Origin of the sequence: Marinimicrobium hydrolyticum, from assembly GCF_030848505.1 — a bacterium.
GTDB lineage: Bacteria > Pseudomonadota > Gammaproteobacteria > Pseudomonadales > Cellvibrionaceae > JAVDDU01.
Genome location: NZ_JAVDDU010000008.1, coordinates 107,770 through 133,347 on the forward strand (window position 1 = coordinate 107,770; position 25,578 = coordinate 133,347).

23 protein-coding genes and 2 tRNA genes are annotated in these 25,578 nt (G+C 56.2%); 3 read left to right on the forward strand and 22 right to left on the reverse strand.

Annotated features, from left to right (window positions below; genetic code table 11):
- Nucleotides 1-11 precede the first annotated feature (11 nt).
- From RBH33_RS14010 to RBH33_RS14025, 4 genes are all read right to left on the reverse strand, one after another.
- Complete coding sequence (locus RBH33_RS14010) at nucleotides 12-2,273, reverse strand: ATP-dependent DNA helicase (RefSeq protein WP_306732836.1); 2,262 nt, start codon at nucleotides 2,271-2,273, stop codon at nucleotides 12-14.
- Entirely contained in the window at nucleotides 2,270-3,937 is a 1,668-nt protein-coding gene (locus RBH33_RS14015) for a VRR-NUC domain-containing protein (protein ID WP_306732837.1), read from the reverse strand. The genes RBH33_RS14010 and RBH33_RS14015 overlap by 4 nt, the downstream gene beginning before the upstream one ends.
- A 129-nt stretch (nucleotides 3,938-4,066) precedes the next feature.
- Nucleotides 4,067-4,348 carry a hypothetical protein gene (locus RBH33_RS14020; RefSeq protein ID WP_306732838.1) on the reverse strand — a complete coding sequence of 94 codons (282 nt, stop codon included), beginning with the start codon at nucleotides 4,346-4,348 and terminating at the stop codon, nucleotides 4,067-4,069.
- Between the two features lie 24 nt (nucleotides 4,349-4,372).
- A complete protein-coding gene (locus RBH33_RS14025; RefSeq protein ID WP_306732839.1) occupies nucleotides 4,373-4,816 on the reverse strand; it encodes a hypothetical protein in 444 nt (147 codons plus the stop codon).
- Nucleotides 4,817-5,157: 341 nt separating this feature from the next.
- Between RBH33_RS14025 and RBH33_RS14030 the strand changes: the two genes are divergently transcribed.
- The gene (locus tag RBH33_RS14030) at nucleotides 5,158-5,586 is read left to right on the forward strand and encodes a Dabb family protein (protein WP_306732840.1); all 429 of its coding nucleotides are present in this window, start codon (nucleotides 5,158-5,160) and stop codon (nucleotides 5,584-5,586) included.
- 88 nt (nucleotides 5,587-5,674) lie between these two features.
- Here the strand turns inward: RBH33_RS14030 and RBH33_RS14035 are convergent, their stop codons facing one another.
- The 11 genes from RBH33_RS14035 to RBH33_RS14085 all read right to left on the reverse strand — a co-directional run bounded on the left by RBH33_RS14035 (nucleotide 5,675) and on the right by RBH33_RS14085 (nucleotide 18,892).
- Nucleotides 5,675-6,454 carry a peptidylprolyl isomerase gene (locus tag RBH33_RS14035; protein WP_306732841.1) on the reverse strand — a complete coding sequence of 260 codons (780 nt, stop codon included), beginning with the start codon at nucleotides 6,452-6,454 and terminating at the stop codon, nucleotides 5,675-5,677.
- A 133-nt stretch (nucleotides 6,455-6,587) separates the two neighbouring features.
- A complete protein-coding gene (locus RBH33_RS14040) occupies nucleotides 6,588-7,436 on the reverse strand; it encodes an ATP-binding protein (protein ID WP_306732842.1) in 849 nt (282 codons plus the stop codon).
- Between the two features lie 30 nt (nucleotides 7,437-7,466).
- Nucleotides 7,467-7,751 carry a DUF3012 domain-containing protein gene (locus RBH33_RS14045; protein WP_306732843.1) on the reverse strand — a complete coding sequence of 95 codons (285 nt, stop codon included), beginning with the start codon at nucleotides 7,749-7,751 and terminating at the stop codon, nucleotides 7,467-7,469.
- A gap of 9 nt (nucleotides 7,752-7,760) precedes the next feature.
- Complete coding sequence (gene hemB, locus RBH33_RS14050; protein WP_306732844.1) at nucleotides 7,761-8,747, reverse strand: porphobilinogen synthase; 987 nt, start codon at nucleotides 8,745-8,747, stop codon at nucleotides 7,761-7,763.
- 24 nt (nucleotides 8,748-8,771) lie between these two features.
- Entirely contained in the window at nucleotides 8,772-9,197 is a 426-nt protein-coding gene (locus tag RBH33_RS14055) for a hypothetical protein (protein ID WP_306732845.1), read from the reverse strand.
- 257 nt (nucleotides 9,198-9,454) lie between these two features.
- Complete coding sequence (locus RBH33_RS14060) at nucleotides 9,455-10,066, reverse strand: transglycosylase SLT domain-containing protein (protein ID WP_306732846.1); 612 nt, start codon at nucleotides 10,064-10,066, stop codon at nucleotides 9,455-9,457.
- 17 nt (nucleotides 10,067-10,083) lie between these two features.
- Entirely contained in the window at nucleotides 10,084-12,123 is a 2,040-nt protein-coding gene (gene ligA, locus RBH33_RS14065) for an NAD-dependent DNA ligase LigA (RefSeq protein WP_306732847.1), read from the reverse strand.
- A gap of 59 nt (nucleotides 12,124-12,182) precedes the next feature.
- Nucleotides 12,183-13,274: a cell division protein ZipA gene (gene zipA / locus RBH33_RS14070; RefSeq protein ID WP_306732848.1), complete on the reverse strand. Its 1,092-nt coding sequence runs from the start codon at nucleotides 13,272-13,274 to the stop codon at nucleotides 12,183-12,185.
- A gap of 51 nt (nucleotides 13,275-13,325) precedes the next feature.
- On the reverse strand, nucleotides 13,326-16,835 hold the full coding sequence (smc, locus tag RBH33_RS14075; RefSeq protein ID WP_306732849.1) for a chromosome segregation protein SMC: 3,510 nt from the start codon (nucleotides 16,833-16,835) through the stop codon (nucleotides 13,326-13,328).
- A gap of 267 nt (nucleotides 16,836-17,102) precedes the next feature.
- A complete protein-coding gene (gene ccmI / locus RBH33_RS14080) occupies nucleotides 17,103-18,392 on the reverse strand; it encodes a c-type cytochrome biogenesis protein CcmI (RefSeq protein ID WP_306732850.1) in 1,290 nt (429 codons plus the stop codon).
- The gene (locus RBH33_RS14085) at nucleotides 18,392-18,892 is read right to left on the reverse strand and encodes a cytochrome c-type biogenesis protein (RefSeq protein WP_306732851.1); all 501 of its coding nucleotides are present in this window, start codon (nucleotides 18,890-18,892) and stop codon (nucleotides 18,392-18,394) included. Before RBH33_RS14085 ends, ccmI begins: the two co-directional genes overlap by 1 nt.
- 157 nt (nucleotides 18,893-19,049) lie before the next feature.
- Here RBH33_RS14085 and RBH33_RS14090 point away from each other — a divergent pair.
- A tRNA-Val gene (locus RBH33_RS14090) sits at nucleotides 19,050-19,125 on the forward strand.
- An 11-nt stretch (nucleotides 19,126-19,136) separates the two neighbouring features.
- A tRNA-Asp gene (locus RBH33_RS14095) sits at nucleotides 19,137-19,213 on the forward strand.
- Nucleotides 19,214-20,017: 804 nt separating this feature from the next.
- On the opposite strand, the gene RBH33_RS14100 is transcribed toward RBH33_RS14095, so the two are convergent.
- The 7 genes from RBH33_RS14100 to ccmA all read right to left on the reverse strand — a co-directional run bounded on the left by RBH33_RS14100 (nucleotide 20,018) and on the right by ccmA (nucleotide 25,441).
- Nucleotides 20,018-20,557 carry a DsbE family thiol:disulfide interchange protein gene (locus RBH33_RS14100; protein WP_306732852.1) on the reverse strand — a complete coding sequence of 180 codons (540 nt, stop codon included), beginning with the start codon at nucleotides 20,555-20,557 and terminating at the stop codon, nucleotides 20,018-20,020.
- Entirely contained in the window at nucleotides 20,554-22,533 is a 1,980-nt protein-coding gene (locus RBH33_RS14105; RefSeq protein WP_306732853.1) for a heme lyase CcmF/NrfE family subunit, read from the reverse strand. Before RBH33_RS14105 ends, RBH33_RS14100 begins: the two co-directional genes overlap by 4 nt.
- Nucleotides 22,523-22,990 (reverse strand): cytochrome c maturation protein CcmE, encoded by a 468-nt coding sequence (locus RBH33_RS14110; protein WP_306732854.1) that lies wholly within the window; start codon nucleotides 22,988-22,990, stop codon nucleotides 22,523-22,525. Before RBH33_RS14110 ends, RBH33_RS14105 begins: the two co-directional genes overlap by 11 nt.
- A 107-nt stretch (nucleotides 22,991-23,097) precedes the next feature.
- Nucleotides 23,098-23,301, reverse strand: a complete 204-nt coding sequence (gene ccmD, locus RBH33_RS14115) for a heme exporter protein CcmD (RefSeq protein WP_306732855.1) — start codon at nucleotides 23,299-23,301, stop codon at nucleotides 23,098-23,100.
- Nucleotides 23,298-24,053: a heme ABC transporter permease gene (locus RBH33_RS14120; RefSeq protein ID WP_306732856.1), complete on the reverse strand. Its 756-nt coding sequence runs from the start codon at nucleotides 24,051-24,053 to the stop codon at nucleotides 23,298-23,300. The genes ccmD and RBH33_RS14120 overlap by 4 nt, the downstream gene beginning before the upstream one ends.
- Nucleotides 24,054-24,075: 22 nt before the next feature.
- Entirely contained in the window at nucleotides 24,076-24,786 is a 711-nt protein-coding gene (gene ccmB / locus RBH33_RS14125; protein WP_306732857.1) for a heme exporter protein CcmB, read from the reverse strand.
- Nucleotides 24,779-25,441: a cytochrome c biogenesis heme-transporting ATPase CcmA gene (gene ccmA, locus RBH33_RS14130; protein ID WP_306732858.1), complete on the reverse strand. Its 663-nt coding sequence runs from the start codon at nucleotides 25,439-25,441 to the stop codon at nucleotides 24,779-24,781. Before ccmA ends, ccmB begins: the two co-directional genes overlap by 8 nt.
- Between the last annotated feature and the right edge of the window lie 137 nt (nucleotides 25,442-25,578).

Here is a 25,578-nt window from a genome sequence, read left to right on the forward strand (position 1 = left end):
AGATGTGGAGTTTACTGCAAGCGCCACCAGCGCGGTAACAGATTGCGCACCCGGCGTTGGTGGTAACGGTCGTCGATCAAATAAATAACGCCTTTGTCCTGTTCCGTGCGAATTACCCGGCCCGCCGCCTGCACCACTTTGCTTAAGCCGGGGTAGAGATAGGCGTAGTTGTAACCATCACCAAACCGCTCGTTCATGCGTTCTTTAAGATGTTCATTGATGGGATTCATTTGCGGCAACCCCAGAGTGGCTACAAAGGCACCAATCAAGCGGTTCCCCGGCAAGTCGATGCCTTCAGAGAAGGCCCCGCCCAGCACGGCAAACCCTATGCCCTGCCCTTCCTCTTGAAATCGATGCAAAAATTCTTCGCGCGCCGGTTCGTTCATGCTGCGTGCCTGGGCCCAAACGGGTAGCTCCGGCTGAGCCGATCGCAACTGCTCCAACACTTGATTCAGGTACTGATAGCTGCTGAAAAACGCCAGGTAGTTGCCCGGGCGCGCCAGGTACTGGCGGGCGATCAATTCTGCTATGGGCATAACGGAAGCCGCACGATCCCGATAGCGGGTGGAGATGTTACTGGCAATGGTCACCTGTAATTGTTCGGCAACAAACGGAGAGGCTACTTCCATGGTCTGGGTATCGTCTGGCAACCCTAACAAATCACGGTAATAATCCGCCGGACGCAAGGTGGCGGAGAACAGTGTGGCCGAATGAGCTGTTTCGAAACGCGGTGCGAGCTGCGCGGCGGGAATTAAATTGCGCAGGCACAGTTCGCTGCCTTTGCGACCACTTGGTGGAGTATCCCAGGTGAAATCGCATATGTAGTTGGCGTCTTGATACACGTCGACGATGCGCAAAAAGTGCAAGGCGTCGAAATAAAACGGCATCAGATCAGGTGCCGTGGCCGTTGGGTGTTCCGTTAAATAATCCATGATGGCGCCTGTGGCACTTTGCAGCGAACCTAAAAAGGCGACGGGAAGCGATTTCAATACCGCGTAGTCTTCCGCCTCTTGGGCGCGATTCAACTGATTCCACTCGCGATTGATCTTATCCAGGGCACTCTTCAGCCTTTTAGGCGCGTGCTTTTTAACCCGCCGAAACCGAATTTGGTTTAGGCTCGCGGAATACATGCTGCGGGCTCGATCCACGAGGTTATGGGCCTCGTCAACCAGCAGATTCACCTTCCACTGATTGGCTCGAGTAAGGGTGTGGAGCATGGCGTAAAGATCAAAGTAATAATTGTAATCGCCGACAATGACATCGCTCCAACGGGCCATCTCCTGCCCCAGGTAATAGGGGCAAACGCGATGATTTAGGGCCACTTCCCGTAGCCTGGGCTGATCAAGCATAGGTATGCTTGCGGCTTCTTCTCGCGCAGCGGGGAGGCGGTCGTAAAACCCCTGCGCCAGTGGGCAGGATTCTCCGTGGCAGGCGCTGTCCGGATACTCACAGCTTTTTTCTCGTGCCACCAGCTCCAGGCTACGCAGCTTGTCGATGTCCAAGTGTTGTAGCGCGTTTAACGCCAGGGCACGACCCGGGGTTTTAGCACTGAGGAAAAAAACCTTATCCAGCGCCTTGCGAGGCAGTGCTTTGATGACCGGAAAGAGCGTACCCAGGGTTTTTCCGATGCCCGTGGGCGCTTCGACCAGCAGGCAGCGACCGGTGAAGGCGCTTTGATACACGGCTTCCGCCAGGCTACGCTGGCCACTGCGAAAGTCCGTATACGGAAACGTTAAAGCCTCCATAGCCTGATCACGAGCTTGACGGTGAACCAACTCCTTCTTTGCCCAGTGCAAAAAACGCTGGCATTGCAAGTTAAAAAATTGTTCAAGCTCATCGGCGCTAATAGATTCAACCAGCACAGTCTCACGTTGATTGCCGACATCGAAGTACACCAAGGCGATGTTGATCTGTTTGAGTTCACGCTCTTTGCACAACAGCCAGCCGTACATTTTCGCCTGCGCCCAATGCAGGGTGCGGTGATTGTCGGGCATCAAATTCAAATCACCGCGGTAGGTCTTAATCTCTTCGAGCTGATTACTGATCGGGTCATAGCCATCCGCCCTACCCCGGACGGTGAGCTCCCGGTATTCACCACTTACACTGACTTCCGATTCGTAATCGTCGTGGCGTCTAGCGGTAACGGTACTGTGCCCGGCTATGCCCTCACGAGCCGTTGGCGAAGGTGTAAAGCGCAAGTCCAGATCCCCACTTTTGGCGGTGAACTCGCACAGTGCACGCACGGCAATGGTATAGGTGGTGGCCGTGGTCATGATCTATTGCTAGCGCCGTTAACGCTTTGCCAGGATACATAGCAAACGGACGCGGGTATGTCGTGTTGAGCAAAGTAAGTCAGCCAGCGCTTTTGATTGTCCTGGAGCCGGTCGCCAGGCCCTTTGACTTCAATCATTCGGTAGCGCTTTTGATCCGGCCAAAATTGAATCAAATCCGGAAACCCGGCAGTGTTGGATTTGATATCCCTCAGAATTCTCTGAAAGTGCAAGGTGAGGTGTTCGGCGGGGATTATGTCTAGCGCGTTGTTCAATAGGTCTTCACTGAGCCCTTCCCACCAGACAAAGACACATTGAAGGCCATGCTTGTCAGCAAATCGCCGCCGTATAATCGGGCCATGAGTGCCTCGCCTTAGATGCTCGAAGCCCTGCTCCAGAAGATCAGCGCGCCGCTCACGAAAATCCGGCCAGTGCAAATCCGCAGGGGAGCGCTGAAACGGATGAAAGAATGCGCCGGGAATGGGGGCGAAAATCGCATCCCAAAACAGCAAACCAAACAAGCCGGAAATAAGCGAGTTCTCTACATAGTAGACCGGTGCGGCATCGCTGCCCAGGTGACTCGCTACCGCCAGCTCCACTACCGGAGCGAAAGGCAGTTGAAGCTCAAAAGTCTCTGGAGCCATTGCCGAGATTTTAGGGGTGGCGGCAAGCCCCAAGTTTCTCCGTAACCGCGGCAACAATCGCTGCACCTGTTGATGTTCTGCTTCGCTTTCTGGTCCCTGGGCGGCCACTTGCGCCAGGGTGAAGGCTTCTTGCCAGGCGCCGAGTCTTTCCAGCACCCGAAGCTGGCGTGCCCGCGCACCGGGATAATGGCAGTTCTGATACAGCGCTCGCGCATCGCCCAGCTCACCTGCCCGCTCGTATTCCCGGGCAATTTTAAACACCAGCCGATCCCGAGCGGCGCACAACCAGGGGTTGCTGCTGTCGATAGTCGGCAGAGACGCCACGACCTCATTTAAGGGCTGCTCCTCATAAAAGCGTTCCCGGCAGGCACGCAACTGTAAATAGGTATCCACTTCCTCGCGCCGATGAAAGGGACGAGATTCGCGCGTGAAAAGGACTTGCTCGTAGCGGTAGGTTCCCAACTCGCTGAGCACAAACTCAGACCAGTCCTGGTGACCATTGCCAAAAAACATCAGTCGGAAGCGATCACACAAAGCCATGATTGTCAGACGGTAAACGGGGCTTGGGCACGGCGTTACTAATGAGGGCGAGGTTTCCAGTAGCGTTTCGAGGGCCTGCCCCTTGGTGCGATGGCCGGCCGTAGCTTCTGGGGCCAGTTGGCGCACCTCGACCCAAGTGAAGAGGCGGAACAGGGCTTTCAAGTCGAGGCTGGATTCTCTGCTAACCCATTCCAGGGCTAGCAGGGGCTCCACGGCCTGCCGGGTACAGCCCAGCTCTTGGTAGTGAAGTTTGTCGGCTCGGAACAGCTCACCTTTACGCATGACCATGCGCACCATCAGGCCCCGGCTTGCCAGAGGCAATTCCTTAAATTGGCTTACAGACTGGTGTTCGTCTGAGCTGAGCAGATCCCCGTGCCGGTCACTGACCCAATCCAGTACCCATTGGAAGTTGTGCAAGTAGTACATCGGGTCGTCCAGGCTGGCTGGGCGGATGTTCTCTGAGAATGCGGGAGATTTGGACATGGCAAGGACGACTGGTTTTATATACAGGTACGCTACCATGTGTTGCGTTACGGCTCAAGCGGGACTCCTCCCCACCGCAGGGCGGCCAACTTTCGCTCCGCCCCATTGGAGTCTACGGTCTTCCTGGAATCAAACCGAAGTTTCTTGATGGACTTGATATTGCCCTTGCAGCGTTTGGGCTTGAACCGGATGGCGAGCACGCTGCCTTAGATAACGGTATCGCAGCCAAGGAAACAGCAACCAACCCAATACAAGAACCGCCAAACCGGCCACATACCCCACCAGCATCAAAACACCTGCCAGTAACCACAAAAGCATCACGCCTGGCCAGTTCATGGCTTGATGAGAAATGGGCGCCCACAGGGGTTCGTGTTCAAAAGTTTCCTTACCGGTCCGACTCGATACAGTCATCCGTGCTGCCTCCTGCCGTTGAGTTTATCCTTTGGTATGGTCGAGCATATTCAGCTCGCCCTCAAGCCAACCCAGGCGTTTAGTGGCCTCGCCTTTATTAACCTTTAATACGGTCTCTAGCCCAGCGGTTCCGGACAGCAAACCCAGGTTGCGAACGTACTCTTGCTTCAAGTGGATTTCTTTGGATTGGATGGCACGCAACACGGCCGCGTCATTGCTCTGAGCTTCTGCACTCGAAGCAGTGGCCGTTTCGACGTCGCCATCAAATCTTTTGAGTATTTCTCCCAGAGTCTCAATGCTCCGGTTATGAGCTGATACAAAATCACCGAAGACTTTTTGGTAAGCGGCGCGCTCAAGTCGACGGGCGCCGGCTTCGTAATCGGCGACCAATTCGCGATGAAGTTTGACCAGTAACGTCAACTCGTCGTGCAAGCTGTCCGCATTGACCTGACTTTTGGAATCCGACATTCCCGGCCCTCCTCTCGTGAGCACTCTCGGCGCCGAATGATGGTGGGGCCTTTGGTTTCCCCACGGCACCCAAAGCTACTTGGACCCTGTCTGAGAACAGTGCTTGCGAGCTTAGTTCCCAGGGCGATCACGGGTCATTCTGCCTTTTTCACGAAGTTCCCACAAGAAAGCTGTTCAGTTATCGCCCATTTCGGCACCGGTTACGAGCGAGATGGTTGCGCTACCGTAAAGTTACGCAAAGGCTCCAAAAATGGGCTCAAATCGGTTGAGCAACAAGGGGCATAGCCTTAATCTATTGCTGCCCGGGTCTTTGCACCCAATGATGAAAATGGAATCTTACGATGAACAAACCGAGCCGACGTCAATTTCTCGCCGGAGCCGCCGCGTCCGGCGCCGCACTACTGGGAACCAGTGCGATTGCCTCCAGCGCCCACGCCCATGATCACGGTCAAGTGGCGCTCCCTAAACTGGTCCACAAGGTCTTCTTTTGGTTGAAGAACCCCGAGTCCCAAGAAGACCGAGATGCCCTGATTGCCGGTATTAAAACCCTGGCCAATATTGAAACAGTTCGCGGCCTTCATGTGGGCGTACCCGCCTCCACCGAAAAGCGCGACGTGGTGGATAACAGCTATCAGGTTTCCGAGATGCTGTTGTTCAATGATGTGGAAGGACAGGACGCCTATCAAGTGCACCCTATCCACGAAAAATTCGTCGCAGACTGTTCACACTTGTGGAGCAAAGTGGTGGTTTACGATTCCATTGCCGTGTAAGTACTGGAATCTTTATACATACAGAACCAAAAAAGGTGGGCCACTTGGCCCACCTTTTTTTATACTATGTTCTTTTCAACGCTTGATTTCAACGGCGTTTACGTAAACCAAATCCGGCCAGCATAAGCAAAGCCATAAACCACCATGATGCACTACCGCTACTGGACTTTTTGTTGTCGGATTGCTCGCTGATTAGAGTGTTCGGCACAGGATTGAGATCCGCCGCGCTGTCCGGGCTCCCGTCCAAAACCACGATATTGTGTACCATCACCAAATGCTCATCAGTAACCGGTACTTCGTCTTCAAGATCACTTTGGGAGTAACCGCGCAGAGGTAAATCACTGAACGCACCACCGAAACGCATAGTCTTCACTTTAGCAATCGCATCAACCACCTCCATGCCGTCACCCATAACTTCACCGAACACGGTAAAGCCACCATTCTGCACATCCAGGTTGGCCTGATTGTTGGAAAGGTTTATAAACCATTGTACGGTCGCACTGTTGGGATCACTACCAATTTTGGCCATAGCGATGGTGCCGCGGCGATTAGAAAACTTTGGCTCATTGGTCACGGGGTCGTTGGCAGAGATCGGCTTCGGTTGATCGGCTTCCAAGTCATAAAAATAACCGCCGCCTTGAACAATAAAACCCGAAACAGAACGATGAAAGAAGGTGTTTTCGTAAGCATCAGATTCCACGTAGCGGAGAAAATTAGTGACGGTTTGCGGAGTCTCCAGGTCGTAGAGGTTCACTTCAAAATCGCCTTTCACAGTTTGGAACTGAACAATGGTGGCGTTCGCAAAGGAGGCTCCCAAGAGGGCTGCGCAAAGGGTAATCAAGCGGGATACTTTTAAGGGTGACTTCATGGCTTTTTGGCTCTATTCATGGATGTAGTCATCTGCACCAACGACGAAAGCTGGTGCAGTTAATGTCAAAGTGTAGCAAACCGAGGGGTGGATAACTGTAATCTTTTGTAGAGTTTTAGCGGTCTTTTGCAGGCTATTGGCTCTCCACATAATCCCGGGAAAACTGCCAGGCTACCCGCCCGCTGCGGGCTCCTCGGGTGCGGTGCCACAACAGCGCCGCTCGTTCCGCCTTTGAGTCCCAGTGGCCTCCTAAAGCCACAACCCAGTGCTCAGCTGCGGCCAGATACTCGTCCTGAGAAAAGGGGTAAAAGCTTAGCCAGAGCCCGAAACGATCCGACAGGGAGACTTTCTCCTCGGTGCTGTCCGTAGGCCGAAGCTCACCATCTTCGTAGCTGACATCCAGGTTCTCACGCATGTTCTGCGGAAGCAGATGGCGGCGGTTGGAGGTAGCGTAAAACAGGATGTTATCGGAAGGTGCTGCAATGGAACCGTCCAAAGCCGATTTAAGCAGCTTGTAGCCCACCTCCCCTTCTTCAAAAGATAGGTCATCGCAAAACAGCAGGAATTTTTCCGGGCGATCTTCCAGTTGCTCAACAATATCACCCAGGTGCAGAAGGTCAGCCTTGTCCACTTCCAGCAGCTTGAGTCCAGTCGCGGAAAAGTGATTCCAGCAGGCTTTGATCAGAGAGGATTTTCCGGTGCCCCGGGCGCCGGTTAACAGTACATTGTTGGCGGGCAGTCCGGCCAGGAACCGTTCAGTGTTGCGAACAATCGAAGCCTTTTGAGGCTCAATATTTTGTAGCGCGTCCAGTTCTATCCGGTGCGGGTGACGCACGGCTTGCAGGTAACCGCCCCGACCGGCTGTACGCCAGCGAAACGCCTGGGCGTGCCAATCCGTTTCGGGAGGCAAAGGGGGAACGAGGGCTTCGACACGATCGAGTAATTGCTCCAATCGTTTTAGCACGGGGTCAAACTGGGTCACTTAATGTCCTCGACTATTCCCACTAGATGGCTAATCCTGGTAGATGCAACGATCGGCAAACGTTCGTGTTTCGTCCTCGGTCCAGGTTTCGCTGGATTTGTACATCATCATATCGCACCAGGCTTCGCTACCAATCTCAGGCTCGACTGCGGGCCTGCCGCGCTCCTCATCGGGCACCGGTGCGGGCAATAGTCCCAAGTCGCGCGGAGGTTCTGTCACCGGCACTTGGTTATTTTGTTGCTCCTGCATAATCAGATACAAACCAAAAGCAATAACACCCAAACTGACGGCGATCAGCGCGTACACAAACTTCATAATAAGATCCTATTCCGTTAACCACACCGCAGCTTGATCGGCGTAGTAGCTGATAATCATATCCGCTCCCGCCCGCTTAAATGCGAGCAGTGATTCAAGGGCTACGGCCCGCTCATCAATCACGCCGGCTTGAGCACCGGCCTTGATCATGGCGTACTCGCCACTGACCTGGTAGACCGCCAGCGGGCGGCTAGAGTGAGCGCGAATGTGCGCGAGTACATCCAGATACGCGATACCCGGTTTTACCATCAGTATGTCAGCGCCTTCAGCCTCGTCTTGCAGAGATTCAGCCAGCGCTTCGCGCGCGTTGGCGGGGTCCATTTGGTAGGTGTTGCGGCTACCTTTGAACGTGCTGTCCACGGCGTCGCGAAAGGGGCCGTAGAAGGCCGATGCAAATTTGGTCGAGTACGACATCACTGGAATTTGCTCGTAACCCGCGTCATCCAATGCGGCGCGGATTAAGCCGATCATACCATCCTGCATACCGGAGGGTGCAATCATGTCCGCCCCGGCGCGGGCCGCGACCACCACTTGTTTTTGCAAGTTCAATAAGGTTTGGTCGTTGTCCACATCATCGTTACAAACAACGCCGCAGTGGCCATGATCCGTATATTCGCAAAAGCAGTTGTCACAAATAACGCACATGTCGGGCTGCGCGGCTTTGGCCGTACGAATCATACGTGCCATTAAGCCCTCATCGTTCCATGTGTCGGCGCCCACGGCATCTTTGTGACTGGAAACGCCGAACAGCAGTACGGCGCGTATGCCCTTTTTCCAGCTGGCCTGTACTTGTTCGGCCAACTGGTTTTCCGGATAGCGCACCACGCCGGGCATACTGGCAATAGCCACCGGCTCCTGAATATTTTCCTCGACAAAAATCGGCCGAATAAAATCACTCGGGTGCAGGCGGGTTTCTCGAACCATTTCGCGCAGTGCGGGGGTTCGGCGCAGACGGCGGAAGCGGAACTCTGGCCCAATCAGGCGCGTGTCAGTCATGTATCTCTCACTTGTGTCGGTGACTCAATAGCGGAAGCCGCCTTCGTGGCTCCATTCGCAGCGCACTTGCATATCGCCGGAGCCAGGAACATGGCAACTGCCGTTGGATTCCCAGGTAAAGGTGTGGGTGCCACACAATTCGGTTTCCAAATGCACGGTGGCGGATACCCAGAACATGCGGCTCAATAAGTCTTCAAACTGTGCCAGCCAGGATTCCCACTCGTACTCCACGGCTTTGTAAGAAGCGCCAAAGTGCATGACTTCCGTTTGGTAGTGACCGTGGCGATATTCAATTTGCGGAATGGAAAACATCTCCTGCGATAAAAACGGCCAGTCGTCCGCATGCGGCAAGGTCAGCATAGCGTCCCGGTTGACCAGCAACCGCTGCGACTCCGAAGGCAGTGGTGCCGAGTCTTTGATACATCCGTAAACAATTGATTCCTGATCCATAGTCTCTCCAACAGTCAATGCCGCTGATTCTTGCTATCGAAGGGTAAGGAAAGGATCCCCTGCGGTTTGAGACACGCTGTAAATTACGGCCCCTACGCGCTCCCGGCGCTTCGGGACACTCCTCGCTTCCCTGCGAGTCGTCCATGTACGCTCCGCGTCGGCTTCCTGCCTCCGAGGGTCTCAAACCGCAGGGGATCCTTTCCAGCTAATTCAATTCACCCTATAAACTATATGAGTGCTCGTTAGAACCCGCCGGTTTATCCAAATGGCCACCACCAGGGGCTTCGGAAACGTCGTTCACAGGATTTGAGCTGGGTTTCAAACTGTTTAGCGCGGTTGTCGACTCGGCGGGCGACATCGAGCAACCAGGGCTTATCGTTGAAGGTCTTACGATTAAAACCACCGTGCCCTTCGTGATAAGCCAAATACAGGTTGTAAGCGTCGTTGGGTGCGATCCCGCTGCGCTCCTGACTTTGCACATTGTACCAGCCCACAAAATCTACCGCGTCCGCGAAGTGGGTACGGCTGCTCCAGTGGTTGCCGCTACCGCGTTGGTACTCTCTCCAGGTTTCATTTTTGACCTGGGCAAAACCATAAGCACTGCTTTTACGCGGACCGGGAATCACCCACAAAATTTTACGCCGAGGCGGTTTGGCCCGAGGCCGGAACGTAGATTCCTGATACATGATAGCCATCATCACCGGAATGCTGCTGCCCCAGCGCCGCTCGGCGCGCCGGGCATCCTGATACCAACCGCGCTTCTCATCGAACAGGTCGCACAGATTTTCACTGTTTTGCGGTGGCAGCGAGGTGCATCCTGCCAGGGTGAATATCACCAGCAAGGCTGAACATCTAATAAAGGTTTGCATGACGTCTACTGCTTCTCCTAATTATGTTTATCGAGCAGTTCTAACAGGGCGTCTTCATCAATGACGGCGACGTTTAGATCCTGGGCTTTTTGCAGTTTGGAGCCTGTGCCAGGGCCGGCCACTAAGTAATCCGTTTTTTTGGAAACGCTGCCCGCCACTTTTGCCCCCAGCGCTTCCAGGGCTTCTTTGGCTTGGTCGCGGCTCATGTTTTCCAGGCTTCCGGTAATCACATAGGTAAGCCCCGCCAAAGGCAGGCTGCCCCGGTCCACGGGCTGCTGCTCCTGCCAGTGCACACCGGCCTCGCGTAGCGCTTGCACGGCATCCCGATTATCCTGCTGTTGAAAAAATTCCGCCACAAAATGTGCAACCACAGGGCCTACATCGCTCACTTCCTGCAGGGCTTCTTCATCGGCATTGGCCAGGGCATCAAAGGTTCCGAAATGCCGCGCCAGGTTACGGGCGGTGGCCTCCCCTACTTCCCGGATTCCCAGCGCGTAGATAAATTTGGGCAGCGTAGTCTGCTTGCTATTCTCCAGTGCCTTGAGCAAGTTCTCGGCGGACTTGGGACCCATACGCTCCATGCCCTGCAACTGCTCTTGCCGTAAATGAAACAGATCCGCTACGGCGGTGACCAGATCCCGATCGACCAATTGATCCACCAGTTTGTCACCCAGCCCGTCGACATCCAGAGCTTTGCGAGAGGCAAAATGCTTGATCGCCTGCTTACGTTGGGCGGGACACACCAGACCACCGTCACAGCGTGCTACCGCTTCGCCGGGAACAACTTCCACTGGCGAGCCACACTCGGGGCAGTGGTCGGGAAATTGGATATCCCGCGCATCCTTCGGGTGCTTGCTTTGCACCACTGAAACCACTTGGGGAATCACATCTCCGGCCCGGCGTACAATGACCGTATCGCCAATTTTCACGCCCAAACGTTCGATCTCGCCGCGGTTGTGCAAGGTGGCGTTGGATACGGTGGCGCCGCCCACAAACACCGGTTCCAGGCGCGCCACGGGCGTAACGGCGCCGGTGCGGCCCACTTGAAACTCCACGTCGTTGAGGCGGGTCATTTCTTCCTGAGCTGGAAATTTGTAGGCGATGGCCCAGCGCGGTGCGCGGGCCACAAAACCCAGCTCTTCTTGCAAGTTGCGATGATTGACTTTGAACACCACGCCGTCGATGTCGTAGCTGAGCGCCGCGCGCCGCTCTTCCAGGTTGCGATAGTACTCCAGGCAGCCCTCTAGCCCGCGCACGGCATCAATCTCAGCGTTGATGTGCAGGCCCCAGGTTTTCAGTTTTTTCAGCGTGGCAATGTGTTCGTCGGGGAGTGCCCCCTCTACCCGGCCGACGCCATAGACGCCGATGTCCAACGGACGACGCGCGGTAATACGCGCATCCAGCTGACGAAGACTACCGGCGGCGGCGTTGCGCGGATTAACGAAAATCTTTTCACCTTTTTCACGGGCATCTTCATTAAGCTTTTCGAAACCGGCCCGGGGCATGTAAATTTCGCCGCGTACTTCCAGCACCGTTGGATAGCCCTTGCCCATCAGCCGCAGGGGCACAGAATCAATGGTGCGCACGTTCTGTGTAATGTCTTCGCCCTGGGTGCCGTCCCCCCGGGTCGCGGCGCGTACCAAAAGCCCGTCCTGATACAGCAGGCTCACAGCAATGCCATCGAGCTTAGGTTCGCAGGCGTATTCGATCTCGGCGTCGTCCTGCAGGCGCTCGCGGATGCGGCGGTCGAAAGCGCGCATATCGTCTTCGTTAAAGGCGTTGTCGAGCGACAACATGGGCATTTCATGGGCGACGGTGGCGAATGCGCTAAGGGGCGTGTCCCCCACCCGCTGGGTGGGAGAATCGGGGGTGATCAGCTGTGGATGTTTTGCCTCGAGCTCTTTGAGGCGCTGCATCAAGCGATCGTATTCGGCGTCGGGAATTTCGGGGTCGTCGAGGACGTAGTAACGATAGTTGTGGCGCTGGAGTTCGCCGCGCAGTTCCTGCACCTCGGCGACTGTGTCAGCGGGAATGGTAGGATCGGCGGCTGTCGGCATAATACTTCCTACGAACGGTTATGCAGCCGGCCCCAGAGGGCCGGTGGTTTTACGCCGGATCAACCAGGCACTCGGGACAATTGCCGGCGCACGAATTCCAGTACTCGCTGGCGATCGTGCTCCATGGTTTGCCGGGTCATAACACTGCGGTTTTCGTCCTTCAGCTCGCCGCCCAATGTTTCTGCCAAGGTCTTGGCGGTATCCAGCATCAGATCAAAAGCCGCAACACTGTCACCTTCCAGAGGCAGGGTCATAAACAGGCTCACGCCGGGAGTCTGAAAACTCTCCATGGCGTCCAAATCAAACGTGCCCGGCTTAACCATGTTAGCCAGACTGAACTGAACGGGACCGCCGCCACGGGCATCCCGGTAGCGATGGAAAATGTTCATGCTGCCGTAGCGCAAGCCGTTGTCGAAAATCGCTTCTTGCAGTGCCTCGCCCTGAAAGTAGGTGCCGGTAGGCGACATGACGTTAATGATTAACACCTCTTCAGGCTCGATCACGTCGGCATCCGGGTCTGGGTCATTCATGCGTGGTGCTTTGGGCGCTTTATTGGCAGGCTTGGCCGGCGCTTCGGTGCGCGGGGCCGGCTTTTTGGGCGCTGCGGGTTGTGCAACGATTGGCTCAGCAGGTGTTTCGTCCTCATCCACTGATTCCATCAGCATGGGCACGGATTCATCCAAGTTGAGGGTCACCTGTTGGGGAATTCGAGGGGATTCTTGTTCCGGCTCTGGCGCAGACTCGTACTCAGGTTCGTAAGAAGACTCGTACTGGTCTTCCTGTTCGGCCTCGTACTGGGCTTCCAGCTCGGCGGAGGAAAATTCTGGCTCGGGTTCGGGCTCGTAGGTGGGGCGCGAGTGGGCCGGTGCGCGACGCGGGGCAGGCGCTTCGTCGTCCAAATCCAAATCCGCCTCGGCACCAATCTTCGGCTCGGTTCGCTCTTCGGTTTCCGCGCGTCTGTAGCCCACTACGCGCGCGCCGCCATTAGGCAGTTCGCTAGGGTATTCGTCCGTCTGCGCGGCAGGTTTGGCTTTATAGACCGAGCGTGGCATCTTGAGGCTGTCTCGACGCGCTTGACGCATGCGCCGCCAACCATCGAGCAGAATGCCTGCGATCAACAAAATGATAATACCTGTTAACCATACACCCATAGGAATATCCGTTTGTCTGCTGATTCAGTCTTGTCAGTGCGAACCGGCGGATTATACCGCCGCCAGCTCCGCGGCTTCGTCCACATCCACGGTTACCAGGCGTGAGACGCCAGGCTCGTGCATGGTAACACCCATTAGCTGATGCGCCATCTCCATGGCGATTTTATTGTGCGTAATATAAATGAATTGCACCTGTTCTGACATCTCCTGTACCAAGCGCGCGTAGCGGCCCACGTTGGCGTCATCCAACGGGGCGTCCACTTCATCGAGCATACAGAAAGGTGCTGGGTTGAGACGGAAGATGGAGAACACCAGAGCGATGGCAGTAAGGGCTTTTTCACCACCCGACAACAGATGAATGGTGCTGTTTCGCTTACCGGGAGGCCGCGCCATGATGGTGATGCCAGTATCCAGTAAATCTTCGCCCGTCAGCTCCAGATAGGCGTGGCCGCCGCCGAACACCTTTGGAAACAGTTCTTGCAGGCTTTTGTTGACGGTATCGAAAGTTTCCTTGAAGCGCGTGCGCGTTTCCCGGTCGATGCGTTTGATGGCATTCTCCAGGGTTTGCAGGGCTTCGTTTAGATCTGCGTCCTGGGCGTCCAAGTATTGCTTGCGCTCAGACTCCACTTTGTACTCGTCGATCGCGGCCAGGTTGATGGGGCCGAGACGTGAAATTCGAGCGCCAACGTTGGCCAACTCGGTTTCCATGGGGCCAAGTTCGGCGTCTTCAGGCAGTTCGGCCAACAGCTGATCCAGATCGAAATCGTCTTCTTTCAACTGTTGGGCCAACCCGGCCCGCTGAACTTCGAAGGTTTGCGCGGCCAGGCGCTCCTGCTCCAGGTGCGAGCGCACGGCCTGCACTTCCTGTTCAGCGCGGTTGCGGGCCTGCTCGGCGTCGCGTAATTCCTGCTCAACGGATTCCAGGGCGGTACGAGCCTGGGATAGATCCTCTTCCACAGCCAGACGTTTTGCCAAATTGGCTTCCAGCTCCAACTTGTGCTCCTCCATGGGATCGCTACTTTCACCCAGCGATTCCAGGAGCATTTCGTGCCGCTCGCGCAGGCGTTGGTCCTGCTCTTCCAGGCGGGCGATACCTAAGCGGATGGCGTCCAGTTGGGTTTTCAGAGATTGGTGACGCATGGCCAGTTCGTGAGCCTTGTCTTTGTCGTGGCGCGCTCGTTGACGGACCTGGTCCAGGTTAGTCCGAATAGTGTCGCGCTGCTGGAGCAGGTTTTCGCGCTTGTCGGTGTCCTGCTCCATCAATTCGATGGCTTCACTCAGAATCATGCGTGCTTCGGAGAGCTGCTCGGATTCCTGTTTCATTTGCGCGTCGGCATCCCGCAGTTCTGCGTCGGCCCGCTCGCGGCGCATGGTCAACTGTTCCACGCGTGCCCGTTTCGCGCTCAGTTGTGAGCGCAGCTCGCCCGCTTGGCGATTTTGCTCGTCGGATTCCCGGCGCTTTTGTTCACGCTCCTGTTCCAGGCGTTTCAGGGCCTCTCTGCCCTCTTCGCGCTGGCCGTCCAACTCGGCCACTTGGGCTTCGGTGCGGCTGATCTCCTCGCCCAGTTCTTCCAGCTCCTGGCGGCGGGCAATAACACCGGCGCTAGCGTCAGAGTCGCGGGCTACACGGAGCCACTGAGCACCGAGCCAGACGCCGTCGGGGGTGATCACGGATTCGTCCGCGCTCAGGCTAGAGCGCAGCGCCAAGGCTTCAGTCAGGTTCTCGGCGACGTAAATACCTTGCAACAAGCCGCTGAGATCCCAGTCCGCGCTGACCTTATCCGCCAACCTGGCAGCTTTGTTTCCCGTTTGAGCATCAACGCGCGCATGGGTATCCAAGAGAAGCAGTTCGCCCTGGGATAGCTCTTCTATGCTGGCGGCCACGGCATCGAGACCATTGACGCACACACCCTGAAGGCTATTACCTAAGACGGTTTCCAGAGCCTTGTCCCAGCCATCCTGAACGGTGAGGGTTTCCGCTACGCGGGGTTGATCGGCCAGCTGTCGGCCTTCCAACCACTGGGTTACGGCCTTGTTCTTCTCACCCAGGGCTGCCTGTTGCAGCGCATCCAAAGAGGCGTGACGCCCGCGCATGCTTTGGAGCTTGCTGCGTGCGGCATCCAATTCGTCCGCCAGGCGATTGTTGTCACTGCGCTGCTGTTCCAGTTGATCGCCAATAACTTCCGCCGCGGCGCGCTTTTCTTCCACCTCGGCGTCCAGCTCAGCTACCTGCTCGCTCAACACGTCGATTTCATCGTCGGTGGCGCCCTGCTGCAGGTTGGCCTTTTCTTCTTTCAATTTTTCAATGCGCTGTAACAGACGCTGTTGCACTTGCTCCAAATGCTGGATGCGGGACTGCTGTACTTCCGCCCGCTGTCGGGGTTCGGCGGCGCGTTGGTTAAAGGCGTCCCACTCACTTTGCCAGCGCTGCATGGCCTCTTCGGCCTGTTGCAGCGCTTCGCCGGAGCTGTCTTCAGCGGCGTTTATCAGCTCCAACTCCGGTTCCAGCTCCAGCAACTCCGCTTGCCAGCCTTCGGCTTTGTGCTGATCCATTTGCAGGTGTTCGGCGGTGTCTTTGCGGTCCCGCTGGGTTTGATCCAGGTCCGCCTGCAATTGGCGGCCACGCTCCTGGGCGTGCTGAATGGTCTGCTCAATGCGGGCGATGTCTGCGCCAATGGCGTAGTATCGGCCCTGAACTTCGTTAAATTTGTCCTGAAGTTCCGTGTAGCGGGTACGACACTTTTCAATCTGGGTATCCTTGTTCACCTGATCGGTGACAAAGGATTCCATGCGCAGCTCTAGATCCCGAATAGCCGCCTGCTTGGTCTTGGACTGATCGTCCAGGTGGCGGTATTTAAGCCCCTGCAACTGAGCCTTGAGTAGACGCTCTTCTTTTTTGTACTCGGTGTACTTTTCCGCCGACTGGGCCTGGCGGTGCAATCGGCTAAGCTGGCGCTCCAACTCATCGCGGATGTCCGTAAGGCGCTCCAGGTTTTCCTGGGTACGGCGCATGCGGTTTTCGGTGTCACGACGGCGCTCTTTGTATTTGGAGATGCCGGCCGCTTCTTCGATGTAGACGCGCAAATCTTCAGGTTTGGCTTCGATCAGGCGGGAGATCATGCCCTGTTCGATAATGGAGTAACTGCGCGGACCCAAGCCGGTGCCCAGGAAGATGTCGGTAATGTCCCGACGGCGACACTTGGTGCCGTTGAGGTAGTAGTTGTTTTGGCTGTCCCGGGTGACCTTCCGCTTGATGGAAATTTCGTTGAAGGCGGCGTACTCGCCCGTAACCGAACCATCGCTGTTATCAAATACCAGCTCAATGGAGGCCTGACCTACGGGTTTGCGCCCGCCGGAGCCATTGAAAATGACATCGGTCATGGATTCGCCGCGCAGATTCTTGGCGGAGGACTCGCCCATCACCCAGCGGACGGCGTCAATAATATTGGACTTGCCGCAGCCATTGGGGCCGACAACGGCGCACAGGTTGCTGGGGAAGTTGACCGTGGTGGGATCAACAAAGGATTTAAAACCAGCCAGCTTGATACACTTCAGGCGCATAGGTGCGAGTCACTCGTTTTTGGCCAGATCCGCGGCCATTGATCGTTATGTTTTTACCTTTCCGTCCCGGGTTTGGGCGCTTGGGTTATGAGGCGATATAAAGGCGGGAATTCTACACGGAAGCATGGCGTTTTGACACCTGCCCAGAGCGCGAAAAAGCGCTAGAGAACCCTCAAAAACCGGGACTCGTTCCGCTTTCTCTCGTGAAGGGTTTGGCATCCGGGGCTCTTCGCTGGCCTACTGGCGCGCGAGAGCCCCGAAAGGGGGTCAATCGGTAATTTCCCGATCAATTGTCAGGTCAATTGTCCCATCATTGGCCAGTGGCCTTACGGGACCAAAGCGGCCTTCCCAGTCACCGGGCTTCGGCGCAGCGGTGGAAGTTTGTGAAGCCCGGGCAACCAATTCTACCTGCTCTGTATCGCGCAGCGCGGTTGATGTTGTCATGGCCATAGTATCATCAAGAACAATTGTAGCTGGAAGATCTGACGCCTGAATTCGCGTTATCGCCAAAGGCATCGGAGAACCTTCCCAGGTCCGGGCGTAGACAAATATCCATTGATCGGGACCCACTTCAGCGCGCTCCGAAAGTGCCACCCGAATGGAAATAGCAGCCTCGGCTGCTTCCTCGCCAGCCAATGGAGAACCGGTACCGGAACCGCCCTCCCCGGCCAGTTCCCGCTCAGCCCGTTCAATGCCGACTTTCAGGGATTGGCTGCTAGGCGCGTGGGGGCCCATAACCTCAATGGCGCGCCGCCAAAAGTTAATGGCTTGTTGGTAATCCCCTTGGTTAAAAGCATTGATACCCGCCAAGCCAAGCGCGGTGGTTTCCTGAGGATCCTGGGCCAATGCTGACTCAGCCAAACCGGCGATGCGTGGGGTCATCTGATTATCATCCCGGAGAAATAAGGCTTGCGCCAATTCTGCTAATACTCTCGGGCTGTTCGGGTCCACCGATATGACCTTTTCATAGGCTTCAATAGCCCGGTCGTAGTCTCCCAAAGACATGGAGTAGCGGCCCACCAGAAAACGGTACTGGAGGTTGTTGGGACGCTGTTGCAGGCGCGCCTCCATGGCCTCGATCAGGTCTTTGGCACGTTGAGGATCAGGGGCTTGCTGGGCTTGCATATCCTGCCAGTCCAGCCGGGCCTTCTCGTGCTGCATATTCAGAAGCCGTACATCCTGACTGCTGCCCAGCTGCTGGTAGAGCACGACACTGGCTAAAAGAATGGCGACACAAACGACACCCAAAAACTTGGGGCCGACGTTAGCAAAAGCCACGCTCTGCTCTGCCTTGCGTAATTGCTCTTCATCTTCCAGAAGCGCACGCTCCTGCTCCAGCTTCAGCTGCTGAAACTCCTCCTCCGAAAGCCGTCCTGCTTCTTTCGCCTCCTCCAACTCGGCCAAGTGCACCCGGTACAACCCGATATTGGTTTCACTGTAGGCTTTTAGGTCATCCCGCGTAGGGCCGCCGGTGTCGCGGTGTCTAAGGGGCCAGAGTACGAATACCGCTGCAACCGCCAGGAGCAGCGCGATGGAGAGCCATAGATACATCATCATTAGGACTTCTTATCAGCAGGTGAATCGGAATGTAGTAGTGCGTCCAACCGAGCACGCTCGGCGGGGGTAAGGTCAGCCCTCTCGGGTTGCACCTTGACGTTGCGGCTCCGACGCTTGAGCACTATCAGAATCAAGCTCACGATACCCCCGATCAGCAGGACCACCGGTCCGAACCAAAGCAGTATTGTGGTGCTGCTCAAACGCGGCCGGTACAGAATGTACTCGCCGTAACGATCGACCATAAAATCGACGATCTCCATGTCGGATCGACCGTCCTGAATGAGGAGGTACAGCTCGCGACGAAGATCGGAGGCGATGGGAGAGTCGGAGCCGGAAAGGTTCTGGTTTTGGCATTTCGGGCAGCGCATTTCTTCGATAAAGCTTAGGTAGCGTTTGCGATCCACTTCGTTATCGAATTCATAGGCATCAATGGCCGCCCAGGCCGAACAAGCCAGTAACAACGAAAAAACAGTGCAGAGTTTGTAAAACGCGATTCTCAAAGTTGTCCCCTAATAAAATTCCTGCGCCAGTATACCAAGCCCCTCGCTTGCATGGCGACCTATACCCAGATTCCGCTCAAGGCAGAAAATTCACTGAATTTGCTCAAAACTGATTGACCTCAGCGCGCTTACCGTTAGAATACGCCCTTCCTGATGGGGGTGGTTAGCTCAGTTGGTAGAGCGGCGCCCTTACAAGGCGTAGGTCACAGGTTCGACTCCTGTACCACCCACCAGGATAAAATGCGGACCGGTAGTTCAGCTGGTTAGAATGCCGGCCTGTCACGCCGGAGGTCGCGGGTTCGAGTCCCGTCCGGTCCGCCACTATTCAAAAAGCCCCACAAGGTTGGGGCTTTTTTTATGCCCGGTAAAAACCACCCAAAGCTTCCAGCGGACAGGGCTCGAACCTTAGGGTTCGACAAATCGGCAGGATTGCCGATTTGCACAGCCGTCCAGGCTGCCCGCAGGGCGAGGGCCACGGATGGCCCGAGTGACTAAATGGCAGGATAGCCATTTAGCACAGCCGTCAGGCTGCCCGCAGGGCGAGGGCCACGGATGGCCCGAGTGACTAAATGGCAGGATAGCCATTTAGCACAGCCGTCAGGCTGCCCGCAGGGCGAGGGCCATGGATGGCCCGAGTGACTCCCGTCCGGTCCGCCACATTCTAAAAAGCCCCACACAGTTGGGGCTTTTTTTCTCGAAAAACCACCCGCGTGTCGGCTCAGAGCGAGCTAAGTAAAATCCTCGTCATTCCCGCGAAGGCGGGAATCCAAACTGCCACATTCAGCGTAGCGGCCTAGACCCCTGATTTCGTGGTTTGCTTTCCGGGAGATCCCAGTTAATAGCTTCATAAGCAAATTCTAGGGTCGCACAGGGTGAGTGTTCAGCAAACGTCGTGAACCCTTCCCTGGGGACTGCCTCAAAAGGTCCCTCTTTTGAGGCTTGCTGAACACTCACCCTGCACGACCCACGTAGCGTCAGACTACGGCATTCTTTTCGATCGACCACTCACAAGGAAGCGAGGAGTGTCCCGAAGCGCCGGGAGCGCGTAGGGACTGGGTTCACGACGTTTGCTGAACACTTACCCTGCACGGCCCGAAGGCTCCTTACGAAGTACAACGCCCTCCCCTAGCCTCCCTCTTTGATCCTCTCAATCAAAGGCCGAAAATCCCGCTCCCAGATTTCCCAATTAACCACACCCACATGGCGATGCCGAATAATCCCCCGGCCATCGATTAGGTACGTTTCCGGGGCGCCAAACACGCCCAGATCCAGCCCCAAGCGGCCGTCCTGGTCCACCACACTCAGAACATAAGGGTCGTGCAACTCTTCCAGCCAACGCGCCGCTGCTGCTACGTCATCTTTGTAGTTAATGCCGTAAATAGGTACGCCTTCGCGCTCCACCAGTTCGACAAAAAACGGGTGCTCTACTCGACAGGCAGCACACCAAGTGGCCCAAATGTTAAGCAGACTATAGTCGTGCTCCAGGAACACTTCCGGGGTGATTCTGCCCTCTTCGTCCCGAATGGTGCGCAGCTCAAAAGCCGGCACCGGCTGCTCAAGTCGGGCCGAAGGCATGGCATGCGGGTCCAAACTGAGGCCGCGCCAAAACAGCACGGCCAGCACCCCAAATACCGCCAGAGGTAAAAAGAGCTTCAATCGATTCATGCTTGATTGGTTCCCGAACTCGGCCCCTGGGCCTTCGATGTTTTTCGCTTGCGATAGCGCTTATCCGCTACCGCCATAGCCGCACCTATCGCCATCATTAGCGCGCCCAACCAAATCCAGCGCACAAACGGCTTGAGATGCACCCGCATAGCCCAGGCGCCTTCGTCATCCAGAGGTTCGCCCATGGCCAGATAAAGATCGCGCAGCAGGCCGGGCGCCAACGCCACCTGAGTCATGACCTTGCCGCCGGCCAAATAGCGACGCTTCTGCGGACGCATTTCGCGCAGGAACTCGCCGTCTTTAGTGACCACCACCAAGGCTTCCTCGGCAATATAATTGGGCCCCTGCACCGTGTACACGCTGTCCATGGTGAACTCGTAGTTGCCGGCTTGAACGGCAACCCCCGGGTGCATACCCACATCTCGCAAATCCGCATAGATACTGTTCAGGCACACGCCGATCAGAGTCACACCAATACCGGCATGAGCCACGATCATGCCGTGATAACTGAGACTCAGTTTGCGTAGACCCTCGCGCCAATTTTTGGCGTTGCGCATGCGGTGCAGCATGTCCGCGGCCAGGCTGGTGAAAATCCAGCTACCCACGAAGACCGACAACGCGGCCAGCCAACTGTACCCTTCCGCGTAAAAAATCGGGAACAGCAGACCGATCACCATGCTGATGACCCAAGGCCGCCACAACACCTTGACCAGCTGCATGGGGTTGGTTTTCTTCCAGTTGGACGAGGGCCCCAATGCCATTAGCAGGCACAGCACACCCATCAAAGGAATAAAGAACATGTTGAAGTACGGTGGCCCCACGGACACCTTACCCCAGCCGAGGGCGTCAGCAATCAGTGGGTACAGGGTACCCACCAACACGGTAGCCATAATCACCATCAGCAAAATGTTGTTGCCCAGCAGCAGAGTTTCCCGGGACAACCAACTGAAGCCTGGGTGGTTTTTGACCACCGGGGCGCGCAGAGCGTAGAGGGTCAGTGAGCCGCCGACCACAACCAGCAAGAACATGAGAATAAACACGCCCCGCTCCGGATCATTGGCAAACGCGTGCACGGACGTCAGCACCCCGGAACGCACCAGGAAGGTACCCAGCAGACACAGGGAGAAGGTGAAGATGGCCAGCAGCAGCGTCCAACTTTTAAACGCGCCGCGTTTTTCGGTCACCGCCAGTGAGTGAATCAGCGCGGTACCCACCAACCACGGCAGGAAGGAGGCATTTTCTACTGGATCCCAGAACCACCAGCCGCCCCAGCCGAGCTCGTAATAGGCCCACCAACTGCCCAGCGCAATCCCAACCGTAAGAAAGCCCCAGGCCAGATTGGCCCAAGGGCGACACCAGCGCGCCCAGGCGCTATCCAAACGGCCAGTTAGCAAAGCGGCAATAGCAAAAGCAAAAGTGGCACTGAAGCCTACATACCCCATGTACAGAATGGGCGGGTGCAAAATCAGGCCGATATCCTGCAACAGCGGGTTAAGATCTCCACCCTCTTGCGGAGCCATGGGTAGCAAGCGATCAAAGGGATTGGACGTGAGCAGGATAAACAGCAGGAAGCCCACCGAGATAAACCCCATCACCGCCAGAACCCGGGCCTGGAGGTCGCGCGGCAAGGCGCCGCTGAGCAAGGCGATGGCCAGGGTCCAGCCCGCGAGCATCATGACCCAGAGCAGCAAAGAACCTTCGTGACCGCCCCAAACCGCGCTGACCTTGTAGTAAACGGGCAACAGCGTGTTCGAGTGACCGGCTACGTAAGAAACTGAAAAGTCGTCCGCCACAAAGGCGTAAACCAAACACGCGAAGGACACCGTCACAAACACAAAGAAACCGGCGCTCAGTGATCGCCCTGTGGCCATCAACATCTGGTTGTTGACCTGCGCACCGAGTAACGGCAGACACATGAGTGCAAAACTAAAAACCAGCGCCACTACCAGCGCAAAATGACCTATCTCAGGAACCATACTGAACCACCTCACAGCTCTCGTCGTGACCGTCGCTTACCGCCGCCATGGTCTCGGCTACCTCTGGAGGCATATATTTTTCATCGTGCTTGGCGAGTACCTGAGTGGCGTAAAAGCCCCCATCAGCGCGCAGCTCGCCGTTGACCACTGCCGCTTCGCCTTCGGCGAATAGATCCGGCAGTATGCCCGTATAGTGCACTCGAAAGTCCACAATGCCGTCGGTGAGCAGGAATGTAGTCTCGAGCGTCTCCCGATCCCGAGACACACTGCCCGGGCGCACACAGCCGCCGGCGCGAATGCGTCGATCTAAGGGTACCTCCCCCGCCACGATCATGGACGGTGGATAAAAGAGATTGATGTTATCCCGCAATGCGAAGGCCATAAGCCCTACGGCGACACTGGAGAAAAAAACAATGAAGAGAATGAAGAACAAACGCTGACGACGGACGGGATGCATAAAACGACCCAACTAGCTAAAAAAATCGGTGGACGATGCAACAGATACGGCAACAAAGACCGACCGGGACGCTGAAATAAACGCACGCCCGGATCTGGCGCAGTATATCAGGCTTGGCGTGCGACTTCGCGCACCCTATCCATTTGTTTAAGCCAAGCCTGATGCTGGCGAATTAGGCGTCGCCGCCGCACCAATGGGCTAAATACCAGATAGACCAAAACCGCAAAGGTGATGCCATAGCACGCCCAGACGAAAGGCCCATGGCCGCTCATCTGAATAAAATCCTGCAGGGAATCAAACTGAAAGCTCACGGCTTTTTCGCCTCCTCTTTTACCAGGTCAATGACCCACTGGGTGCGCCCCTCACGTCGTAAAATTTCGGCGCGGGTGTACAAAATCAACACCAGGGCGTAAAAAATGTAAAACGCCAGAATCATTGTCAACAGCGGATAAAGCATGGACGAATGAATGGTGGGAGCCGACGTGAGCTTCAAAGTCGCCGGTTGATGCAAGGTGTGCCACCAGTCTACTGACTTGTAAATAATCGGAATGTTCACCGTTCCGATCAGCGCCAGAAGGGCACTGGCTTTGTCAGCAGCATCACGGCTTTGAAAGGCAGCTTGCAGCGCCATAATGCCTAAATAGAGAAAGAGCAGAATCAACATGGAGGTAATGCGGGCATCCCACTCCCACCAAGTGCCCCAGGTAGGTTTGCCCCAAATGGCGCCCGTGACCAGCGACAGAAAGGTGAGCGCGGCGCCGATGGGCGCGGCTGACTTCATCACCACGAACGCCATCTTCATGCGCCAGATCATACCTACAGCGCCGGCTACAGCCATCACGTAGTAGCCAATCAGCGCCAGAAAGGCAGCCGGGACATGCAGGTATATAATCCGATAGCTATTGCCCTGCTGATAGTCCGGTGGCGCAAATGCCAGGCCCCACACGGTGCCGAGCACCAGCAAAATACCACTTACAGCCGCCAACCACGGCACCCAACCCTCGGTTTTGTAGTAAAACCAGCGAGGTGAACCCAGGCGATGAAACCATTGCCAGTTACTCACGTGTACTTACTCTCCTCTTCAATCAGGTGGCGTCTACGGATATTCGCAACGCGCCAGCAACGGCCAGCGGTGCCAGCGCTACCGCCAAAGTCACAAAGGCACCCAGAACCGCCAACTGGAACCTGATGGGGTCGCCAAGAACGGCATTTTGCACCACATCGGCACCAAAAATCAGTATTGGGATGTACAAGGGCATAACAATCAATGACAACAAGAGCCCGCCACGCCGCAAAGACACGGTCAGCGCCGCGCCCATGGCACCCACTAAACTCATACACGCGGTCCCGAGCAGCAATGACAGGCACAGCGCCCAGTAACCTTCAGACGGCAGCGCCAACATCATCCCCAGCACTGGCGCCAACAGCGTGACCGGCAGGCCGGTCACCAGCCAGTGTGCCAGCACTTTCGCCAAGACGCTGAAATACAGCAGTTGGGGGCTGATCAGAAGTTGTTCCAGGGAGCCATCGTCAAAGTCGCTGCGAAACAGACCGTCCAAAGACAACAAAGTTGCCAAAAGCGCCATGACCCAGAGCACACCCGGTGCCAGTGGCGCCAACACTTCCCGCTCTGGCCCAAGGCTCAATGGAATCAACGTGATGGCAATCAGGTAAAACACCAGCGGATTGGCCATATCCCCGGGCAGGCGCACCGCCAATAGCAAGTCCCGACGCAGCGTCGCTAAAAACGCCGCAAACACCGGGCGCGGCGTCTGTGCTGCCAGAGCATCAGGCATTGTGAAGCTCCTCTGGCTCCAGCCACTTAGCTGGATAGTCCATCAGATCAACACGTCGCAGCCCGGGCAGCGCTAATTCTTGATGCGAACTGAGCATTACCAGTCCGCCATTGCTGGTGTGGCTCGCCATAAGAGCTTCCAACTCGGCAACGCCGCTTTTGTCGATGGCGGTGAAGGGTTCATCCAGAATCCACACCCGCGCGCGGGACAAGTGCAAGCGGGCCAAAGCCACACGCCTGAGCTGTCCGGCGGAAAGTTGCGCGCAGGGAATATCCTCATAACCGGGTAAGCCCGCTCTGCCCAGCGCAGTGTCAATTGCATCTCGGGAGGCGTGATCAGTCAGGGCGGAGTACCAAGCTAGGTTTTCGCGAGGCGTCAATGCGGTTTTGATACCGGGCCTATGCCCGATAAACAGAATATTGTGGCGGTAGTCCCAGCCGACGCGGCTTACCGGCTCACCGCACCACAGAATCTGGCCGCGGTACTCCCGGCAGAGTCCGGCAAGGGTACGCAGCAAGGTGGTCTTGCCAGAGCCATTGGGGCCAAGAATTTGCACCGCTTCTCCAGGCCCACAACTGAGATTCAAATCGCTGAACAAGGGGCGCTCGTCCCGCTCGCAGCTCAATTGACGCAATTCCAGTAGCGGTTTAGTCAAGATACCTGATACTCGCTGTGGTAGAGAACATCGACCGGGGCTCAGATTTCACTGGCTGCGGCCGATAAACTGAAGTGCGATGACCCAAAACAACTGCCATCCTGGGCGACGGACTGGAACCGCTCGACAAACAGAGC

What these genes read in the sequence shown, in the direction of transcription:
- RBH33_RS14010 (WP_306732836.1), bottom strand. Translation starts at nt 2,273, where the DNA reads ATGACCACGGCCACCACCTATACCATTGCCGTGCGTGCACTGTGCGAG.
- RBH33_RS14015 (WP_306732837.1), bottom strand. Translation starts at nt 3,937, where the DNA reads ATGTCCAAATCTCCCGCATTCTCAGAGAACATCCGCCCAGCCAGCCTG.
- RBH33_RS14020 (WP_306732838.1), bottom strand. Translation starts at nt 4,348, where the DNA reads ATGACTGTATCGAGTCGGACCGGTAAGGAAACTTTTGAACACGAACCC.
- RBH33_RS14025 (WP_306732839.1), bottom strand. Translation starts at nt 4,816, where the DNA reads ATGTCGGATTCCAAAAGTCAGGTCAATGCGGACAGCTTGCACGACGAG.
- RBH33_RS14030 (WP_306732840.1), top strand. Translation starts at nt 5,158, where the DNA reads ATGAACAAACCGAGCCGACGTCAATTTCTCGCCGGAGCCGCCGCGTCC.
- RBH33_RS14035 (WP_306732841.1), bottom strand. Translation starts at nt 6,454, where the DNA reads ATGAAGTCACCCTTAAAAGTATCCCGCTTGATTACCCTTTGCGCAGCC.
- RBH33_RS14045 (WP_306732843.1), bottom strand. Translation starts at nt 7,751, where the DNA reads ATGAAGTTTGTGTACGCGCTGATCGCCGTCAGTTTGGGTGTTATTGCT.
- hemB (WP_306732844.1), bottom strand. Translation starts at nt 8,747, where the DNA reads ATGACTGACACGCGCCTGATTGGGCCAGAGTTCCGCTTCCGCCGTCTG.
- RBH33_RS14055 (WP_306732845.1), bottom strand. Translation starts at nt 9,197, where the DNA reads ATGGATCAGGAATCAATTGTTTACGGATGTATCAAAGACTCGGCACCA.
- RBH33_RS14060 (WP_306732846.1), bottom strand. Translation starts at nt 10,066, where the DNA reads ATGCAAACCTTTATTAGATGTTCAGCCTTGCTGGTGATATTCACCCTG.
- ligA (WP_306732847.1), bottom strand. Translation starts at nt 12,123, where the DNA reads ATGCCGACAGCCGCCGATCCTACCATTCCCGCTGACACAGTCGCCGAG.
- zipA (WP_306732848.1), bottom strand. Translation starts at nt 13,274, where the DNA reads ATGGGTGTATGGTTAACAGGTATTATCATTTTGTTGATCGCAGGCATT.
- smc (WP_306732849.1), bottom strand. Translation starts at nt 16,835, where the DNA reads ATGCGCCTGAAGTGTATCAAGCTGGCTGGTTTTAAATCCTTTGTTGAT.
- ccmI (WP_306732850.1), bottom strand. Translation starts at nt 18,392, where the DNA reads ATGATGATGTATCTATGGCTCTCCATCGCGCTGCTCCTGGCGGTTGCA.
- RBH33_RS14100 (WP_306732852.1), bottom strand. Translation starts at nt 20,557, where the DNA reads ATGAATCGATTGAAGCTCTTTTTACCTCTGGCGGTATTTGGGGTGCTG.
- RBH33_RS14105 (WP_306732853.1), bottom strand. Translation starts at nt 22,533, where the DNA reads ATGGTTCCTGAGATAGGTCATTTTGCGCTGGTAGTGGCGCTGGTTTTT.
- RBH33_RS14110 (WP_306732854.1), bottom strand. Translation starts at nt 22,990, where the DNA reads ATGCATCCCGTCCGTCGTCAGCGTTTGTTCTTCATTCTCTTCATTGTT.
- ccmB (WP_306732857.1), bottom strand. Translation starts at nt 24,786, where the DNA reads ATGCCTGATGCTCTGGCAGCACAGACGCCGCGCCCGGTGTTTGCGGCG.